Genomic DNA, 17,436 nt, shown 5'->3' on the forward strand with positions numbered 1-17,436 from the left:
CGCGTGGTTTCCTCTCCTCTGGCGACGCCGGCTCCGGCGGACGATCCGCTGCGTTTCGAGCGGCTGAGCGTGTTCGTGCGCGGGCTGGAGGTCGAGGCCGGGATCGGGGTCTATGATCACGAGCAGGGGCGGCTGCAGCGGCTGGTGATTGATGTGACGCTGGAGCTGGCGCCGCGCCCGATCGAGCGGCTGGGCGACACCATCAACTATGAGACCGTGGCGGACGCCGCGCGCGCCATCGCCGCCGAGGGGCATGTGGGGCTGGTCGAGACCTTCGCCGAACGGCTGGCGCGGGCGTGCCTGGAGGACGGCCGGGTGCAGCGCGCCACGGTGCGGATCGAAAAGCCGGGCGCCCTGGCGGCGGTGGCGGCGCCGGGCTGCGAGATCGTGCTGGGGCGGTAGTCTTCAGCTTTCTTTCGTCATCCTCCGGCGAGCGTAGCGAGACCGGGGGACCCAGCGGCGCGCGAGAGCGCGAACCTGTCGCGAAAGCAGGCGCTTTAACATCGTGCGGTGGCAAGATCGCCTTCGGCGCCGCTGGGTCCCCCGGTTCCGCTTCGCGGCCCGGAGGATGACGAAAGCTAGGTTGCGTCCGAACGGCCCGACCGCCATTGTCGTCGCCAGATTCCAGCCGGGCGTCCGGCGTGACAGAAGCGTTGTTCATGGCCGAACCCGGCGATCCGAAAGACCCAGCAGCGCCCCGCGATCACGACCACGATCATGACGCCGAGGTCGGCTTCGTCTCGCCTGCGTCGCTGGCGGGCCGTGCGCGTGAGCGCCAGCCGGAGCCGTTTACCGCCGAGGAGCGCGAACCAGACCTGTTCGACCCGCCCGAGCCGGGGCCTTTCGACCGGTCTGGCCCGACGACCCGGCCGACGGCGCCGTTTCCGCCCCGCTCCGAGCCGACGCCTGTCGAGGCCGAGCCGGCGCCGGCCGTGCGCGCGGTGCGCCAGCGTCTGACGGCCGAGGCCGCGCCGCGCCGCGAAGGACCGGTCGTGCCGATGCGGCTGTATGCGATCTATGTGCTGATCCTGTTGGCGGTGCCGACGCTGGGCGTGTCGTGCCTGGTGGCCCTGCTGGCGGTGATGCGGCGCGACGGGGCGACGGATCAACTGGAGCACAGCCACGCCGTCTATCAGCAACGCACCATCGTCGGCGCCGTCGGGGCGGCGGTCGTGGGGGGCCTTCTGATCGTGGTCAACATCGGCGTGCTGGTGCTGTTCGCCCTGGCGATCTGGGTTCTGGCGCGCGGCGCCTTCGGGGTGCTGAAACTGAAGAGCGGGCAGGCCGTTCCTCACCCCCGCAGCCTGTTGTTCTGAAGGATCGACGATGACGAACGAACCCAATTTCATCGCCGGACAGCCGTCCGAGGGCAAGGTCGGGGCGCTGATCGCCTGGGCGCTGTTCATCCTGTCGATCCCCAGCGCGAACGTGCTGGTGCTGGTCGGGCTGGTGGTGTCCTATGTGACGCGCGGGACGGCGACGGGCGTGGCGCGCCAGCATATCGAGGCGCAGATCCGGCTGTTCTGGTCGGTGTTCTGGTGGACCATCGCGGCCTGGGTCGGCATCGCGATCAGCGCGGTGGCCTCGGTCGTGCTGATCGGCATTCCCTTCCTGCTGCTGTTCCTGCTGGCGTGGTTCCTGTTGAGCGTCTGGTTCACGATCAAGAGCGTGATCGGCCTGCTGAACCTGCTGAACGACAAGCCGATCTAAGGGCCGATCTGACGCTAAGGGAACGTCCCCGCGGCCCTGGCGGTTGATCCGTCAAAGGAGAACCCGATGGGACAGTTCAAGGACGTCGAAGGCGACAACCGGTTCGAACAGGCGTTCGACGACGACAAGGGCGCGGGCTTGGTCTGGGCCGACTATGCTGTGAAGGGCGATGCGCGGATCATCCTGCATGTCGAGGCCGAGCCGTCGCTGCGCGGATCGGGCGCGGCGGGGCGGTTCATGCAGTCGCTGGCCGATCATGCGCGCCAGACGGGGCTGAAGCTATTCCCCCGTTGCAGCTACGCCGTCGCCTGGCACAAGCGGCACCCCGATTACGACGACGTGCTAGCCTAGGCGATGCCGCCGCCCTGCGACCGCAGGGCGGCGGTTTCGGTTCAGCCGCCGGCGTAGCCGCCGATGATCGGCAGGATCTCGCCGGTGATGAAGCTGGACATCTGGGGCGAGGCCAGAAAGACGTAGGCGGGCGCGATCTCTTCGGGCTGGGCCGGGCGTTTCATCACCGTGTCAGCGCCGAACTTTGAGGTCGCCTCGGCATCCTTGTCGGCGGGGTTCAGCGGGGTCCAGACCGGGCCGGGGGCGACGACGTTCACGCGAATGCCGCGCGGCGCCAGATGCGTGCCCAGCGAACGGGCAAAGGCGTGGATGCCGCCCTTGGTCAGGGAATAGTCCAGCAGGTCCTTATTGCCCATCAGACCGGTGACCGAGCCGGTCATGACGATGGCCCCGCCGGCCTTCATGTGCGGGACCGCCGCCTTGGTCATGTTGAAATAGCCGTAGAGATTGGTCTTCAGCGTGCGGTCGAAATGCTCGTAGGTCAGGTCCTCGAAGGCGGGGACGTGCTCCTGGAAGGCGGCGTTGGGGACCAGGACATCCAGGCGGCCGAAGGCGTCCAGCGTCGCCTTGACCGCCATCTCGGCGAAGGCGGGGTCGGAGACGTCGCCCTTCAGCACCACGGCGCGGCGACCCTCGGCCTCGACGGCGGCCTTGGTGGTCTCGGCGTCGGCGTCCTCGTCCAGGTGGCAGATGACGACGTCGCAGCCTTCGCGCGCGAACAGGACGGCGACCGAGCGGCCGATGCCGGAATCCGCGCCGGTGATCAGGGCGGCGAACCCGTCCAGCTTGCCCGAGCCCTTCCAGAAGGGGGCGTCGTACATCGGCGCGGGATCGAGCGCGGCCTCGTCGCCGGGCTTGGTCTGATGTTGTTTGGGGAAGGGCGGTTCGGGGTAGGGGCGGGCGCCGGCCTGCATCGCGCCGGACGGCTTGTCATCGCCGGACGCCTTGTCCTTTGCGTCGATGTCGCGCTGGATGGCGCGTTCCTGATCGGCGATGTCTTCGGCGCGCGCGTGGGTCCGGTCGTCCATGGGGTCGTCTCCTGAAGATGGGGTCCTCAGGAAAGCGGACGGGCGGGCGGGTCGTTCCGACGGCCCAGCTTCGGTTTTTTCAGCCGACGCGGTGGACGATGGTCTTGATGGTCTCGGCCTTGGTCGGCAGATCGGCGGCGAGACGCGAGGCGATCTCGCGGGCGCCGACCGGATAGGCGTCGCCGCCGTCGGCGATGGCCTTGGCCTTGGCGGCGGCTTCGAGCAGCAGACGCTCCAGACCTTCGATTTCTTCCAACGCCAGGGCGTGGGCTTCCAGCTGAAGGCGTTTGACGCGGTCGGCGGTGGTTTCGGGCGCTTTCATCAGGTCGTAGATCTCGGCCTCGGCCGCGACGAGCCGCAGGTCAGGCTTGGCGTCGGAACCGGTGGATTTGGCCATGGAATCACGTCTCCCGCAAACGACAGGAGCCTAGGGTGAGGCCGATCGAGATTGACGTCGAGCGTTGCTGTAACGGTTGTGGCGACACTGTGGCCGCCACGCATCGGTCGATTACCGCTCGGGTGCCCGTGCCGGGACCATCGCAGGCGCAGCGACGGGGGCCAGGACGCCGCCGGCGACCGCACGCAGCGGCGAGCGCGGTGTGTGCAGGACGGCTGGCGAAACGCTGACGCCGTCCTGAACCGGGGTGACCAGATAGCCCTTGGCGGCCAGCTTATCGCCCGAGCTGACGCGCGAGGTCCAGACGGTGATCGGGGCGGCCAGCAGCAGCGGCAGGACGATCGGGGCGAACCAAGTGGCCAGGTCGGGACGAACCGCCAGCGGAATCAGGAAGCCGACGCCGGCGATCATCTGCCAGCGCATGGCGCGGAAAGCGTCGGACCAGGCCAGGCCGTCGGCCTCGCGCTGCTGGGTCGACCAGCCGGTGTCGTGGCCCGAGACGATCTGGATGAAGGCCTTGGTGTTGGCGACCATCAGGATGGGGGCCAGGATCGCGGACAGGGCGATTTCGGCCGCCATGCCCTTGGCGATGGCGCGACGGCCGCCGAAGGCGCGCAGCTCGGCCGGACGGCTGAGGACCAGGGCGGCGCCCATGAACTTGGGTCCGATCAGCAGCACGCCGGACAGGAAGGAGGCCAGCATGAAGGGCGTGAACTGGGGGTTCAGGATGTAGAAGAAGCTGGTCCAGTCGACCGGATAGAACATCTGGATGAACAGTCCGACCATCAGCGACGCCAGCCACAGCGGCGACGACAGATAGGCCATGCAGCCCATCAGCAGCTGAAGGCGGCTCATCGGCGACAGGCCCTTGGCCGTGATCAGGCCCAGGTGCTGCAGGTTGCCCTGGAACCAGCGGTGGTCGCGGCGGATGAAGTCGGTGATCGACGGCGGGGTCTCTTCCCACGATCCGTCCAGCGAGGCGGTGACGTGGACGGCCCAGCCGGCGCGGCGCATCAGGGCGGCCTCGACGACGTCATGGCTCATGATGTGACCGCCGAAGGGCTTCCTGCCCTTCAGGTGCGGCAGGCCGCAGCAGGCGGCGAAGGCGCGCGTGCGGATGATGGCGTTGTGGCCCCAGTAGCTGGATTCCGAACCAGTCCAGTAGGCCAGTCCGGCAGCGGCGACGCGGCCGTACAGGCGCACCGAATACTGCGACACGCGCGCGAAGATGGTGCGGGCCTTGATGATGACCGGGGCGGTCTGGATCAGGCCGACGCCGGGATTGCGCTCCATGGCGTCGACCATACGCAGCAGGGTCTCGCCGGCCATGGTGCTGTCGGCGTCCAAAACGATCATGTTCTCATAGGCGCCGCCGAAACGACGGACCCATTCGGCCAGGTTGCCGGCCTTGCGCTCGGCATTGTCGGTGCGGCGGCGATAGAAGGCCTTGGAGTTGGCGGCCATGCGGAACGACTGGAACACCGAACGCTCGGCGGCGGCGGCGTCTTCCTTGGTCGAGTCGCTCAGCACGAAGATGTCGAAGGCCGACGAGGCGCCCAGACGCGCCAGGCAGGAATCGATCTGGGACAGGCGCGCGAAGGACGAACGGGCGTCCTCGTTGTACAGCGGCATCAGCAGGGCGGTGCGGGTGCGTGGCATCGGCGGATGCGGCGAGAAGGCGAGGTCCGCCTGATCCTTGCCGCGCAGCATGACGAACAGGCCCATCAGACCGCTGACGAACCAGCAGGAGATGGCGGTGATCAGGACCATGAACAGGCTGAAGGCCAGGATCTCGGTGCCGTCCCAACCCTTGCGGGCATAGAGGTAGAAGGGCGTGATGGCCGACAGGCCAGTCAGGACGATGGTGCCGGCCAGCAGGGCCAGGCGACGCGTCGCGACCGTGCGCGGCGAGGTCGCGGGCGTTACGTCGGCGACGGCGTCGGGCGCGGACAGGGACTGGACCGGCATGGCCAGCGGCGCCTCGTCGGGCAGCCACGACCAGCTAGGCGTTTGCGCGCCGTGGATCGTCGTCTCGATTTCAGCCTGTTCGACAGGCCGGATCGCCAGCTTGTTCATGCCGCTCTGGACGCCCCCGAGTGAACCGGATGTCGTCCCGAGGGCTGGGGACGACGCGGAGTGCTGCACTGCAACACGACCTGCATAATCGATCACATTCGCGCGATTTTCAATCACGCAATGTTGATGAAACCAAAAAATGTGGGGGTGAAGTCAGGCCGGAACGTCGAACCGGGCGGAAGCCGGGCGGCCGTGCGGCGACTCCGTGGCGACCGACAGCAGTTTACGATCCAGCACCCAGGCTGCAACCCCTACCCAGCAGACCAGGACGATGGCGTACAGACGCTCCCACCAGCCGACGTTGGCGTCGTTGACCGTGCCGGGGAAGACGAGGTGCTTGGTCAGGACCGTCAGGATCGCCATGACGACGAAGGTGACGGCGAGGAAGAGCTTCAGGCGCGGCAGGTCGCGGCGTTTGGCCAGGCCCCACAGCAGCAGCATCGGCGCCAGCTGAATGCCCAGGGCCAGGTTGATGACCATGTGGCGCGGATCGGGCCAGGGCCACAGGGTGGAGGCCGACATGCCGCCGCCGGCCAGGATGAAGACGATGGCGATGACCCAAGCCGCGACCCGCGCGCCGGTCAGGGCGTAGATGGCCAGACCAAAGCCGATTCCCGCCAGCCCGGCCATGACGCCGGCGACGAAGACCCCGCCGTTAAAGATGATCGGCGCCTTGGCCGTCGCCCCGCCCAGTTCGCTGAGATACTGGGTCGCATTGTTGAACCCGGGGTAGGCGAGGATGGCCACCGCAACCACCGTCAGGGCCAGAAGCGGCGCGGCGACGCCCACGCCCAGCAGCCGACGACGGCGGTGATAGCGAAGCTGCGGTTTCAGCAGGGCCTGGAGGTCCAGCGGCCAGGGCCTGCCGTCTAAGGGCTTCAGCCCCCACAAGGGGCGAATGGCCGGGATGCGCCGCACGACCTCATAGATCGCCAGGCTGCCTACGAAGGTGACGGCGATCAGGGACAGCAGTTCGATCGGCGCCGGCAGGTTCGCCGGGCGGATGATCCAGACGGCCGCGACCAGCACCGTCTGGTGCGCCAGATAGAGGGGAAAGGTCGCCTGCGTCAGATAGTTGAGCGCAGGGCCGCCCCGGTCGCGCAGATGGCGATAGCCGAAGCCCAGGATGGCGACGATCACCGCCCATTGGTCGACGCCGTAAACGGCGGCCTTGGGCACGCCCCAGAAGGCCCGCGCGCCGGGATGCCAGACCTGGACCATCATGATCGGCAGGGCGACGGCCGCCAGGACCAGGGCGATCCAGCGATACCGCTCCATCGTGCGCCACAGGCTCTCACGCCCCACGATGCTGAAGCCGAACAGGAAGGCGACCAGCGACAGGGCGTGATTGTACCAGTCGTTGTGCAGGGTGTTGGTCAGGCCGAACCAGGGAAAGAGCAGCCACCGGATGGCGAAGAGATAGAGGATCGGCAGGATCAGCAGGCGCGGGCCTGTCAGCGCCTTTTCCAGCCCATTGCCCAAGCGCTCGATCAGGCCGGGCTGACGCCACAGGACGACGGCGATCAGGCTGTAGACGGCGATATAGACGATGAACCACAGATGGTTGACCGGTACGCCGTCGGCGAGACCGCTCCAACTGAACTCATGGCCCAGCCAGGCGACGAAGCCGGCGACGCCGCCGGGCCAGCCGCCCTTGTCCATCGATTCGATCCAGGACTGGATCGGCACCAGAACCAGGGCGCCGAAGATCAGGGGCGGGACCAGCCGCTCGAACCGGGCGCGAGCGACCTCGCGCGGGGTGCGCCGGAACGTCATGAACCGCAGGGCGGCGCCGGACACCAGAAACAGCAGGGTCAGCCGCCAGGGATTGGTGACCAGGATCGCCTCGCGCATCCACTCGAAGGTGTGGGCGCTGTGGATGTGCCAGTCATAGACCCCGTAAACCAGGCCCACATGATACAGGATCAACAGGCCGAAGGCGCCGACACGGATCCAGTCGAGATCGTAACGGCGCTGGGTCTGGGAAGCGGGCGGGTTCACGGCCGCGTCTATGATCCGGGGACGCGGATCAGGCAAGACGCCGGATGGACGCGGGGCGCCGCCAGCCCCGCATCCGGTTGAACGGACTAGACCATCTCCGTCAGGCCCAAGGCCTTCAGCGTCGCTGTGATCGAGGCGTCCTGTTCAGCGCGGTACAGGGCCATCTCGTCTTGGACCGAGCGGCCCAACGCCTGTTCGAAATCGGCCTTGGCGGGATCGACGGCATAGGCGGTTTCGCGGGCCTCCGATCCCAGGTTGGACTGGAAGATGCCGGCGGCGCTGACAGGCAGGAAGTCTTCGTAGGTGATGGGTTCGGCGATCACGTGGCCCGAGGCGATCAGGGCGTCCAGGTCGGCAGTCTCGGCGCGGACGGCCAGCCCCTCAGGCGTCGCGCGATAGCGGAACCAGGCCAGGTCTGCGCGGCGCAGCGTGTCCCAGTCATCGGGCAGGGCCGAGAAGTCCTTCTTCGCCAGGGCCTCGTCATACAGGGCGCGACCGGCGGGGGTCAGGGCGCAGCCGCGCTGTTCGATCTCGCCGAAGCGGGCGGTGTGGGCGCCCGCCGTGGGGCCGTCGGCGCCGGGGAAGGTGATCGCCTCCTGCAATGCCTTGAAGCTGGTCTGGCGCAGCAGGATCGGACAGGCGCGGGCGGGCGGGCCCTCGATGGTTTCTTTGGGTGAAATGCCGCGTGCGGGCATGGCGGCCTGGGCCGCGTCGATATCCAGCGTGCGAGGCGTCAGGTGGTTGATGTGCGGCCCTTTGAAGCTGACCACATCGGCGATCAGTCGGTGGGCGGCGACCAGCCGTTCGTAGGTCTCGGCGCTGACGGTCGCCTGGGCGTGCCAGCGGAAGGTCTCCAGCAGCTCTGACACGAAACGATCGGCCTGAGCCTCGTCCAGACCGCCGGCCGTCTCCGCCGTCGCGATCAGGTCACGCGCGCCGGGGGTGAAGATGTCGCGGCGGGCCAGCGTCTCGGCCGCTTCCGCGCGCAAGGCTTCGTCCTCGATCAGCTCCAGCCGCAGCAGCGAGGTGAAGACCCGGAACGGATTGCGCGCCAGGGCCGCCGGATCGACGGGACGGAAGGCGGTCGAATGGACCGGCACCCCGGCGGGGGCCAGGTTGTAATAGCTGACCGGCTCCATCCCCATCACCGCAAAGGCGCGCGCGATCGTGGCCAATTCATCGGCCGTGCCGAGGCGGATGGCGCCGTGGCGTTCCTCCGACAGACGCGCCAGTTCGCCGGACGCCGCCAGCCGGTCGGCGCTGCCGGCATCCGCCTTTAACGTCTGCGCATTGATGTCCGCCACCAGCGTCAGCAGGTCGCCGTATTGCGGCACCTCGGCCCGGTACATGGCGGACAGGGCGGCCGAAAACCGGCTGCGGATCTCGTCAGGATGGACGAAGGCGGACATGAGCGCTCCCATTTTTCGCCGATCCATAGGCCGACTGGCCGCCGGTTGAAACCCGGCGGCCGTCGCAGGGGTCAGGCGTCGACGCCGACCCCGATGGGGCAGACCACGCCGGTCCCGCCGATGCCGCAGTATCCGGCTGGGTTCTTGGCCAGATAGCCCTGGTGATAGCCCTCGGCGTAGAAATAGTCGCCCGCCGGTTCGATCTCGGTGGTGATCGTCCCGCGGCCCGACTTGGTCAGGGCGGTCTGATAGGCGTCGCGTGACGCCTCGGCTTCGGCCTGCTGATCGGCGTTCAGCGTGTAGATGGCCGAGCGATAGGTGGTGCCGATGTCGTTGCCCTGGCGCATGCCCTGGGTCGGGTCGTGGTTCTCCCAGAAGGCCTTCAGCAGTTCGGCGTAGGTGATGACGCTCGGGTCGAACACGACCTTCACCACCTCGGTATGACCCGTCCGGCCGGTGCAGGTCTCCTCATAGGTCGGGTTGGGCGTGATGCCGCCGGAATAGCCGGCCGAGGTCACCCAGACGCCCGGCAACTGCCAGAAGATGCGCTCCACGCCCCAGAAACAGCCCATGCCGAAGATGGCGGTCTGGAAACCGTCGGGATAGGGCCCTTTCAGCGGGTTGCCGCTGACATAGTGGTTCACATCGGTGTCCAGCGGCTCGGCGCGGCCGGGCAGGGCGGTCTCGGGCGTGGGCATTTCGGCAGTCTTCTTGAACAGCATTTGGGGCTCCCTCATCGGAAAATGACGTTGAAGTCCATATGGGGATGCGAGAGGCGCTTGCCGAGGGGGCGAGGGTGTTCTATCAGGCCCGCCTCCCGCCGGATCGACCTCCGGCGGCGCGCAAGACGCAGCGTGAAACGGACAGGTGGCGGAGTGGTCGATCGCGCACGCTTGGAAAGCGTGTGTAGGTGAAAGCCTACCGAGGGTTCGAATCCCTCTCTGTCCGCCACCCGCATGACGATCTCCTTTGATTCCAGCTAGTTGTTGACCTGTTTGGCTAACTTCCCGGTCGGGTTAGCCAAAATTTGTTCGCCTTGGGTGCCGCCGATCAAGGCGAAGGCGTCTTTCGCGAGCCGCTTTTGATCCCGCGCCTTGGTGTATCGCTCGACTTCTTTCGAGGTCTGGTGACCGGTGACCGCCTTGATCTGAGCCTCGGTGCATCCAGCGTCGGCCAGACGCGTCGCGGCGGATTTTCTCAGGCCGTGGGCGGAGCGATCCGTGATTCCTGCCTCGCGGCAGGCGTCGCGGAACCAGTTGCCGAAGCCGCCCGCAGTGAAGCCCGCACCGCTCTGAGTGACGAGAAACAGCATCTGCCCGCTCGGCACTGTCTCCAGCGAGGCGGCGAGGCGAGGGTGGATCGGCAGTTCGAGGAAGGCCTTGGTCTTTTCCTGCCGGACCAGGATGGCAGTGCCATGGATGTGCTGGCGGCCCATCTTGCGCACGTCGCCGGACCGCTGGGCGGTGTAGAGGAGCAGATCAAAGGCCAGCCGCTCCCTGGAGCTCACAGGCCAGTGCTGCTCGAAGGCGGCGATGTCATCCTCGGTCCAGGCCGGGAAACCTGCTGAGACGATCTTGAGCGGCTTGATACCGATAGCGGGATTGTCCGCGCGCCATTGCCGGGCGACCGCGAAGGCCAGCATCCACCGCACCACCTTGACCAGATTGTTCGCCGCCGTCGGCGCGTCGGCCTTCTTGTCGCGCATTTTCAGGATGTGCTGCGCCTGGAGCGCCCGCACCGAGCCGTGGCCGTAGTCGGTGCGAAGCCGCTCGATGATGCCGCGATAGGTAGCCTGGGTGGACTTCGACAGCTGCCGCCATTCGGCCGAGGCGTAGATGGCGACGGCCAGGGCGTTGATGGTACCAGGCGCGGTCCGGTGGGCACCGGGCGTCAGCGTGGTCGTCCGCCCCGAGCAGGCTGCCTCGTATTCGGCGGCGAACTGCGGGGAGCCGGGCACGCCATGCAGATAGACGTCCTTCTGACCCGTACGCCGATAGCGGTAGCGGATCTTGCCGTGCCGGTCCTTGAAGGCGTTGACGTTCGGAAAGCCGATCAACCCAAGGCCTCGTCCCAAGATCGGATCTCCGTATCAAAATCATTGGCCGGTGCCTGGCCGGGGGCGCCGACGTTTAGACGGACCTCGCCTCCAGGCAGGATTTCAAGCGAGCCCAGGGGCACGCCGCGTTCGCGCAGGGTGTCGATGACCCGGCGCAGATCCGCCTTTCGAACAATAGCCTGCTTCGCCACCGATGCCTCCGATTTCACGTCGCTTTCGAGCAACGTTAGTCAGGTGCGGCAGCACCGCTCAAGCGGTCGAAACGACCGATTTTCGTCGAGTGGGCGAGTAAGAAACAAAAGTAGGCCCGCAACGCATATCCTGCCTCGTAACTCCAAGAGATATTAGGCGAGAACTGATGACGAATGTTATTAGCCGAGTGTGTCTGCGATGTCGCACAACGGCATGGGCTAACCGAACGGTTATCCGTGGCTGAACGGCATCTGACGCTAGATTATTTGCGCACGAGAAGTTTCCCAGGTGTTTTCGTATCGACCTGGCTAGTCAACGAATAAACTCATCAATCGCTTCGAAGCTTATCGCCTAATGTCGCCTATGTTCGCCTATATTGCTCCTATTTGGAGCAGCAATGCTTGTCCAAGGCAGCCAAGAAAGGAGCGGGCATCGACACGGCAACCGTGGAAGCTGTTTCGCATGGCTCGGCTTATCTCTGTTTGAAGCCGGGCTTATACCTATTGACGCTTGGGCAACGTGGAGGGTGCGAGAATGGAGTCAAGAGAACAGATCGTTGATCTTCTACGCAGTCGCGAGGCTGAACTCCGATCGCAAGGGATTTCCGGCCTCTATCTTTTCGGATCAGTGGCAAGGGGGGACTTTGGGCCGGAGTCCGACGTTGACGTCGCCTTTACTGTTGCCGAGGAAATGGAACTGCGGTTCTCGCTTCTCGACCAAGCCCGAATAATGCGCGAGCTTGGAGAGGCATTGTCGACGAAGGTTGATTTCGTCGAGCTCGCCGCTCTTCGACCTCAAATCGCCGAACGTGTGCGGCGAGATTTGATAAAGATTTTCTAGTAAATATCCCAGCATGCCGGCCCCTCAGTGCTACTGATATCGTATTAGCATAGGTCACGGGGAGAGTTGTCAGGTTTCTGTCAGGCTGCAATATGTCTTATGAGCCAGTCTCGGTCTGAGTAAAAGCTGTATTCAGGCCAATTTATTTTTGTCTTAAGTCTGTCGTCTGGACAGTTTCCATATGGCTGCATTCTGCCTTCCAGGCGATCTCAGTCTGGATATATTCTGTATTCTGACCAGTTTCTGTCTGCCAGCATTTTGTCTTCTGACCAGTGTTCGTCTGGACGCATTCTGTCTTGTGGGCAGTCTCTGTCTGGCTGCTTTCTGTCTTCTAGGCAGTCTCTGTCTGGCTACAGTCTGTCCTCTAGGCAGTCTCTGTCTGGCTACAGTCTGTCTTCTAGGCAGTCTCTTTCAGCCTACATTCCGTCTTCTGGCCAGTTTCTGTCGGCCAGCGCCGCCTGAAGCGTTCGATCTTCGCGGCCTTCGCCTTCGACGGTCCGGGAGCCTGAGCTCGGCGGCAATCGCGCTCGAGGTCAGATCTCGCTGGCAAAACACGGACGGACAATCTGCTGCTCCGAAACGGGCTTTGGTAGGCTCTCGGACAAGCGATCAAGCGAGGCTCTCATAATGCTGAAACGCAGACCGGCTAATCGTCGACCGCCAGCCCGTACCTTTGCGGTACAAGCTTTACGGTCGTAGCGACCGGGTTCGCACTGCGACCCGAATTGACTTAGGGCCTGGGCAGAATGCAGGGTCTAAAAGCATAGGCAGCGGGAATTAGCCGGATCGATGTCGGAAACTTTCGTCTCGAGAGATACTCCGCAAGCGGGCGCAGCCGGACCACGCTTCGGACTCTCCAAGTCCAAGATCTCCGCCTTCGAGCAATGTGCGAAAAAACTCTGGCTCTCGCGTCATCGACCCGAGCTGGCCGAAGTCGATTCAGGAGCCGAGGCGAGATTTGACGCCGGTCATGTCGTCGGGATGATCGCCTGTCGGCTTCAGGGTTCAGGCGTTATGGTTGAGGCGGAACCGGATCTCGCCGCCGCGGTGGCGACCACTCGGGCGCTCATGGAAGAGGACGCTACACGACCAATCTTTGAGGCCACTTTCGAACACGACAACGTCTTGGTCCGTGTCGATGTTCTCGAGCCGACCGCCCACGGCTGGTTGATTGCAGAGGTCAAGAGTTCCGCCGGCGTAAAAGACTACCATCTCGGCGATCTAGCGACCCAGGTCTGGGTCCTCTAGCAGGCGGGCGTAGCGGTGACGGGCGCGGTGATCCGACACATCACCAGCGGCTTTCGCCTCGAGCGGGAAGGCGACTACCGCGGGCTGTTCACTGACGCCGACCGCCTAGAGCTTTTGTCTGACCGTATCGCGGACCGGCCTCGCATAATCCAGGAGGCGCGCGCGGTTCTGGCGGGACCGGAGCCACAGCTCGGTCGGGGCGATCACTGCTCGAACCCCTTTGCCTGCGAGTTCGTGAGTTATTGCGCCCGTGACGAGGCTGCGGATCCTGTTTGGCCCATTTCCCTCCTGCCACGCACCGGAAAGACGGTGGCCGAGAGCTTCGCGACCCAAGGCCTGTTCGATCTGGCGGATCTGCCAGCAGGCCAGCTGAAGAACCCCGTCCACGAGCGCATTCGTGAGGTCACGGCCACCGGGGTCGCCTATCATGATCGCCAAGGCGCGCGCGAGGCGATCAGGGGCTGGGCATGGCCACGCGCCTATCTCGATTTTGAAACGGTCGGCCCAGCAGCGCCGTTGTGGGTGGGCACGAAAGCCTTCCAGCAAGTGCCGTTTCAGTTCTCCTGCCACATCGAAGCCCTCGATGGCGGCGTTGAACATTCCGGCTTTCTCTCGATTGATGGAGAAGATCCGCGTCGCGCCTGCGCCGAGGCCCTGGTCGCCCTGTTGGACGCAGAGCGTTGCGGTTCGGTGATCGCCTACAACGCCTCGTTTGAAAGACGCTGCGTCGTCGAGCTCGCAGAGGCCTTTCCCGATCTTGCGACCTCGCTGCATGGCATCGCCGCCAAGATCGTCGACCTGCTCGCTGTCGCCCGCAACCACTACTATCACCGCGATCAGCGCGGCAGCTGGTCGATCAAGGCAGTCCTGCCCACGGTCTCCGACATGAGCTATGAGGGCCTCACCGTGAAGGACGGCACCGCCGCCCAGGAGGCCTGGCGCGAAGCGGCCGATCCTCGAACCTCGGCTGAGCGGCGCGCTGAACTCAAGGCGGGTCTGGAGATCTACTGCGAGCGCGACACCGAAGCGATGATTGTTCTCCTCAGACGCCTGATTAGCGATTGACGCGCAGCGTGCTTCTGAAGGCCCGTCATCAAACCTCGATGATGATCCGAACGGCCTCAATCGGGACATTGAGCGCGCGAGCGATCATCCGCTTGGCCTCAAGCAGATCAAAAGCCGGCGTGTCGGTCTCTTCGTCGAAGGTCTGGGCCTCGATGCTCTCGGGAGCCATAGCCTCTTCGAACTCCGGCATCGCCGCCAAAATCTCGGTCATGCTCTGTGTCGCGATGGCGGGATAATCCAGGCCAAAGCCACCGCCCACATGACTGACAGGCGAGGGGGCGTTCCGGTCATAGAGGGACAGCCACAAACCCCGACCCAGAGGCACGACATTGCCCGCCGCGAGCCGCGCGCGATACGCGGCGTCGAAGCGCAGTCTGACATCGGCCGCCGGCATCCAGTGAACATGCGCTTGGGTCGGTTCATGCGGTGTGTCGACTGAGGCGACCAAGACCCAGTCGACATCATCAAGAGTCAGCCACCCGCTGTCGTCCGCCAAGCGAGGGAAGGCAAACCAGGTGTCCTGCGAGGTGCGAACGGCCGCCAACAGGGTCTTGCCGTCCTTGGTCGCCTCGTAGACCTGTCTCGCGCCGTGGCCGGGAGAGCGACGGACCGAATAGCCTTGAGCCCGCAACGTCTCAACCCCGAAGTGCACGAGGCCTCGCCGGATCAACCCCTTTTCCGGGGTGGCATAAACATTGGTCATCGGCAGCTCCAAAGCGCAGCGGGATTTGTAAACCCACTCTCAGCGAGCGGTTGCAGAACGCTGACCAACCTTAGCTCCGCAATAGCGCACGTCGAGCCTCAGGGACGGATAAGTCAGGCCGCTCGTGCAAGGAGGCTCGAGAGCGTTTCGTCGAGCAGGGCGACGTCTTGATCGGTTGAAAAGCGACCAACCGAGAACCGCAGGACCTCGGCGGCGGCGGCGTCCGTCCAGCCAAGGGCGCGCAGAACGTGGGATGGTCCGATCGTGCCCGAGGTGCAGGCGGAGCCGATGGCGGCGGCGATCCGCGGTTGCAACCTGAGCAGCAGGTCCGCCGCATCCACGGTTTTCAGTCGCACATGCAGGCAGCCGGGATGTCGCGGTGCGTCCGCCGCCGTCTCGATCACCTCGCCGAAATGACGGCGCAGAACCTTGAGGACTTCAGATCGAAGCCGTGCGGCGTGGTGCCGATCGGCGTTGCCATGCGTCTGAAGAAGGCCGACCGCGCGGGCAAACCCCGCACACAGCGCCTGCGGGACCGTGCCGGCCCGCAGGCCGTTCTCTTGCCCGCCGCCGGTGACAAGCGCATGCGGTCGCCACGGCGCGACGTCGCTGATATAGGCGGCGCCCACGCCGCCCGGCCCGTAGATCTTGTGCGCCGACAGGCTCGCCCCGTCGCAGCCCCAAGTGTGCAGATCAACCGCCATGGCGGCAGGAGCCTGCGTCGCGTCGACGTGCAGGAAGGTGCCCACTTGAGCCGTGAGGCGGCTCAAAGCCGCGACGTCTTGAATGACGCCAATCTCGTTGTTGATTGCCATGATCGACACCACCGCCACCGTGTCGTCGAGCTGCGCTTCGAAGGCCTCGAGATCCACCCGTCCGGAACGATCAAGCGTCACGAACTCGCAGCTGAACCCCTCGGCCTCGAGGCCGTGCGCGGGCGCGAGCACCGACTTGTGTTCGATCGGGCTAACAAGCAGGCGGCGGCGCGATGACGGCGCCGCACGCGCCGCGCCGGTGAGCATCAGATTGTTGGCTTCAGTCGCTCCGGAGGTGAAGACGATCTCCTCTTCGAGGGCCCCAAGACCTTGCGCCACCTCACGCCGCGCGGCGCTTACCGTCTCGGCCGCTCGCCATCCGAAGGCGTGATCCTGCGCGCTCGCATTGCCGGGCGTGGCCCACGCCTCGAGCATGACGGCGCTGACGCGAGGGTCGAGCGGCGTCGATCCGAGATAGTCGAAATAGCCAAGCGTCGACATCGGTCATCCACTGGTGAGGGTCGCCAGTAGGTTGACACGATCCCTGACCGCAGTCCATCCACTGGAACCTATCACCAGTGGATGCCATGCCTCTTAGCCTTCTCGATGATCCCCGCGCCCGCCTGCAGTTTGCCGGTCACGAGACCTTCCCGCTGCGCCATGGCTGGCTGAAAAAGGCCTATGACGCTGTAAAGGCGGAAGAAAGTGCGGGTATCGCCCCCGGATCCGTCTTCAACGAGGAAAGCGCCATCGCCACCTTCGGCGTTGGCCGCAACATGGTGCTCTCGATTCGGCATTGGGCCCTAGCGACCGACGTCTTGGCCATCGAAGACAGCGGCGATCGGGCCATGCGTCTCACCCGCGGCCGTCTCGGCGATCTACTCTTCGGCGCCGGCGGCGATCCGTACCTCGAACACCCAGGATCCATGTGGCTTCTGCACTGGATGCTCGCCTCCAAGCCTGGTCGGGCCACGGCCTGGCACTGGGCCTTCAATGAATTCCACGAGCCGAGTTTTGACCGCGAACTAATGCGGATCCGCCTGCATCGGCGCTGCGACGAGCTGCGCGGATCAGGCCGCTTGAGTGATCGACAGATCAGCGATGTCACCGTCCGCAGGGACATCGAATGCCTCGTGCGCACCTATTTCGCGGGAGGGGCCAATGCCAAGAAGGCCGCTGAAGACAGTCTGGAATCGCCGCTCGCCGAGCTGGGCCTCATTCAAAAAGCCGGGGTTGGCGAGGTGTTCCGCTTCCGACGCGGCCCCAAGGCGTCCCTGCCAGACGCAGTCTTTCTATTCGCCCTTCTCGATTTCTGGTCGACCTACCATCCGGCGCGTCGCACCTGTTCGGTCGATTTTCTGACCTTCGAACGGGGCGCGCCGGGTCAGGTCTTCCTCCTCGATGAGGAAGCTGTCGCCGACAGGCTGGCGCGAATGGAAGCCCAGACAGGCGGCGCGCTGCGGTGGGACGAGTCGTCGGGCATGCGCCAGATCTACGCCCATGACCTCGACCTTGATCGTTGGGCGATCGCGCGAGGTCTGTTCGAAACGCGCCAGGCGAGGGCCGCTTGATGGACGACCAGGCCTGGATGAATGTGGCGCGGCG

General features: G+C 65.2%; 18 protein-coding genes and 1 tRNA gene. 9 read left to right on the top strand and 10 right to left on the bottom strand.

Going from position 1 to position 17,436, the window contains the following annotated elements:
* Positions 1 to 3 precede the first annotated feature (3 nt).
* The 4 genes from folB (at position 4) to ASF31_RS02165 (ending at position 2,061) form a co-directional block, all read left to right on the top strand.
* Complete coding sequence (folB, locus tag ASF31_RS02150; protein ID WP_200918529.1) at positions 4 to 402, top strand: dihydroneopterin aldolase; 399 nt, start codon at positions 4 to 6, stop codon at positions 400 to 402.
* A gap of 257 nt (positions 403 to 659) precedes the next feature.
* On the top strand, positions 660 to 1,316 hold the full coding sequence (locus tag ASF31_RS02155) for a hypothetical protein (RefSeq protein WP_055753100.1): 657 nt from the start codon (positions 660 to 662) through the stop codon (positions 1,314 to 1,316).
* A gap of 10 nt (positions 1,317 to 1,326) precedes the next feature.
* Positions 1,327 to 1,710 carry a hypothetical protein gene (locus ASF31_RS02160; protein WP_055753101.1) on the top strand — a complete coding sequence of 128 codons (384 nt, stop codon included), beginning with the start codon at positions 1,327 to 1,329 and terminating at the stop codon, positions 1,708 to 1,710.
* A gap of 66 nt (positions 1,711 to 1,776) precedes the next feature.
* Positions 1,777 to 2,061, top strand: a complete 285-nt coding sequence (locus tag ASF31_RS02165) for a GNAT family N-acetyltransferase (RefSeq protein WP_052689639.1) — start codon at positions 1,777 to 1,779, stop codon at positions 2,059 to 2,061.
* Between the two features lie 41 nt (positions 2,062 to 2,102).
* Here the strand turns inward: ASF31_RS02165 and ASF31_RS02170 are convergent, their stop codons facing one another.
* From ASF31_RS02170 to msrA, 6 genes are all read right to left on the bottom strand, one after another.
* Positions 2,103 to 3,089 carry an SDR family oxidoreductase gene (locus ASF31_RS02170; protein ID WP_055753102.1) on the bottom strand — a complete coding sequence of 329 codons (987 nt, stop codon included), beginning with the start codon at positions 3,087 to 3,089 and terminating at the stop codon, positions 2,103 to 2,105.
* 79 nt (positions 3,090 to 3,168) lie between these two features.
* Entirely contained in the window at positions 3,169 to 3,486 is a 318-nt protein-coding gene (locus tag ASF31_RS02175; protein WP_055753103.1) for a hypothetical protein, read from the bottom strand.
* A gap of 111 nt (positions 3,487 to 3,597) precedes the next feature.
* On the bottom strand, positions 3,598 to 5,562 hold the full coding sequence (gene mdoH, locus ASF31_RS02180; RefSeq protein ID WP_055753104.1) for a glucans biosynthesis glucosyltransferase MdoH: 1,965 nt from the start codon (positions 5,560 to 5,562) through the stop codon (positions 3,598 to 3,600).
* A 153-nt stretch (positions 5,563 to 5,715) separates the two neighbouring features.
* Positions 5,716 to 7,563 (bottom strand): acyltransferase family protein, encoded by a 1,848-nt coding sequence (locus ASF31_RS02185; protein ID WP_235551220.1) that lies wholly within the window; start codon positions 7,561 to 7,563, stop codon positions 5,716 to 5,718.
* Positions 7,564 to 7,649: 86 nt separating this feature from the next.
* Positions 7,650 to 8,972, bottom strand: a complete 1,323-nt coding sequence (locus ASF31_RS02190) for a VOC family protein (RefSeq protein WP_082464968.1) — start codon at positions 8,970 to 8,972, stop codon at positions 7,650 to 7,652.
* Positions 8,973 to 9,043: 71 nt separating this feature from the next.
* Positions 9,044 to 9,694, bottom strand: a complete 651-nt coding sequence (gene msrA, locus ASF31_RS02195; protein ID WP_055753107.1) for a peptide-methionine (S)-S-oxide reductase MsrA — start codon at positions 9,692 to 9,694, stop codon at positions 9,044 to 9,046.
* Between the two features lie 139 nt (positions 9,695 to 9,833).
* On the opposite strand from msrA, the gene ASF31_RS02200 reads away from it, so the two are divergent.
* Positions 9,834 to 9,923: transfer RNA gene (locus ASF31_RS02200), tRNA-Ser, on the top strand.
* 28 nt (positions 9,924 to 9,951) lie between these two features.
* Here ASF31_RS02200 and ASF31_RS02205 read toward each other — a convergent pair.
* Positions 9,952 to 11,028 (bottom strand): tyrosine-type recombinase/integrase, encoded by a 1,077-nt coding sequence (locus ASF31_RS02205; RefSeq protein ID WP_055753108.1) that lies wholly within the window; start codon positions 11,026 to 11,028, stop codon positions 9,952 to 9,954.
* Positions 11,025 to 11,219, bottom strand: coding sequence for a hypothetical protein (locus tag ASF31_RS02210; protein ID WP_156355824.1), 195 nt, complete (start codon positions 11,217 to 11,219; stop codon positions 11,025 to 11,027). Before ASF31_RS02210 ends, ASF31_RS02205 begins: the two co-directional genes overlap by 4 nt.
* A 535-nt stretch (positions 11,220 to 11,754) precedes the next feature.
* Between ASF31_RS02210 and ASF31_RS14900 the strand changes: the two genes are divergently transcribed.
* The 3 genes from ASF31_RS14900 (at position 11,755) to ASF31_RS14195 (ending at position 14,373) form a co-directional block, all read left to right on the top strand.
* Positions 11,755 to 12,060: a nucleotidyltransferase domain-containing protein gene (locus tag ASF31_RS14900; protein WP_156355825.1), complete on the top strand. Its 306-nt coding sequence runs from the start codon at positions 11,755 to 11,757 to the stop codon at positions 12,058 to 12,060.
* Positions 12,061 to 12,849: 789 nt separating this feature from the next.
* On the top strand, positions 12,850 to 13,308 hold the full coding sequence (locus tag ASF31_RS14595) for a hypothetical protein (protein WP_200918530.1): 459 nt from the start codon (positions 12,850 to 12,852) through the stop codon (positions 13,306 to 13,308).
* A 15-nt stretch (positions 13,309 to 13,323) separates the two neighbouring features.
* Positions 13,324 to 14,373, top strand: coding sequence for a DUF2779 domain-containing protein (locus ASF31_RS14195; protein ID WP_200918531.1), 1,050 nt, complete (start codon positions 13,324 to 13,326; stop codon positions 14,371 to 14,373).
* Positions 14,374 to 14,401: 28 nt separating this feature from the next.
* On the opposite strand, the gene ASF31_RS02230 is transcribed toward ASF31_RS14195, so the two are convergent.
* Together ASF31_RS02230 and ASF31_RS02235 are read right to left on the bottom strand one after the other, a co-directional pair.
* Positions 14,402 to 15,076, bottom strand: coding sequence for a hypothetical protein (locus tag ASF31_RS02230; RefSeq protein WP_156355826.1), 675 nt, complete (start codon positions 15,074 to 15,076; stop codon positions 14,402 to 14,404).
* A gap of 113 nt (positions 15,077 to 15,189) precedes the next feature.
* Positions 15,190 to 16,332 carry a cysteine desulfurase family protein gene (locus ASF31_RS02235; protein ID WP_055753113.1) on the bottom strand — a complete coding sequence of 381 codons (1,143 nt, stop codon included), beginning with the start codon at positions 16,330 to 16,332 and terminating at the stop codon, positions 15,190 to 15,192.
* 86 nt (positions 16,333 to 16,418) lie between these two features.
* On the opposite strand from ASF31_RS02235, the gene ASF31_RS02240 reads away from it, so the two are divergent.
* Complete coding sequence (locus ASF31_RS02240) at positions 16,419 to 17,402, top strand: DUF4007 family protein (RefSeq protein ID WP_156355827.1); 984 nt, start codon at positions 16,419 to 16,421, stop codon at positions 17,400 to 17,402.
* Positions 17,403 to 17,436 lie beyond the last annotated feature (34 nt).

Origin of the sequence: Brevundimonas sp. Leaf280 (genome assembly GCF_001422455.1) — a bacterium.
Taxonomy (GTDB): domain Bacteria; phylum Pseudomonadota; class Alphaproteobacteria; order Caulobacterales; family Caulobacteraceae; genus Brevundimonas.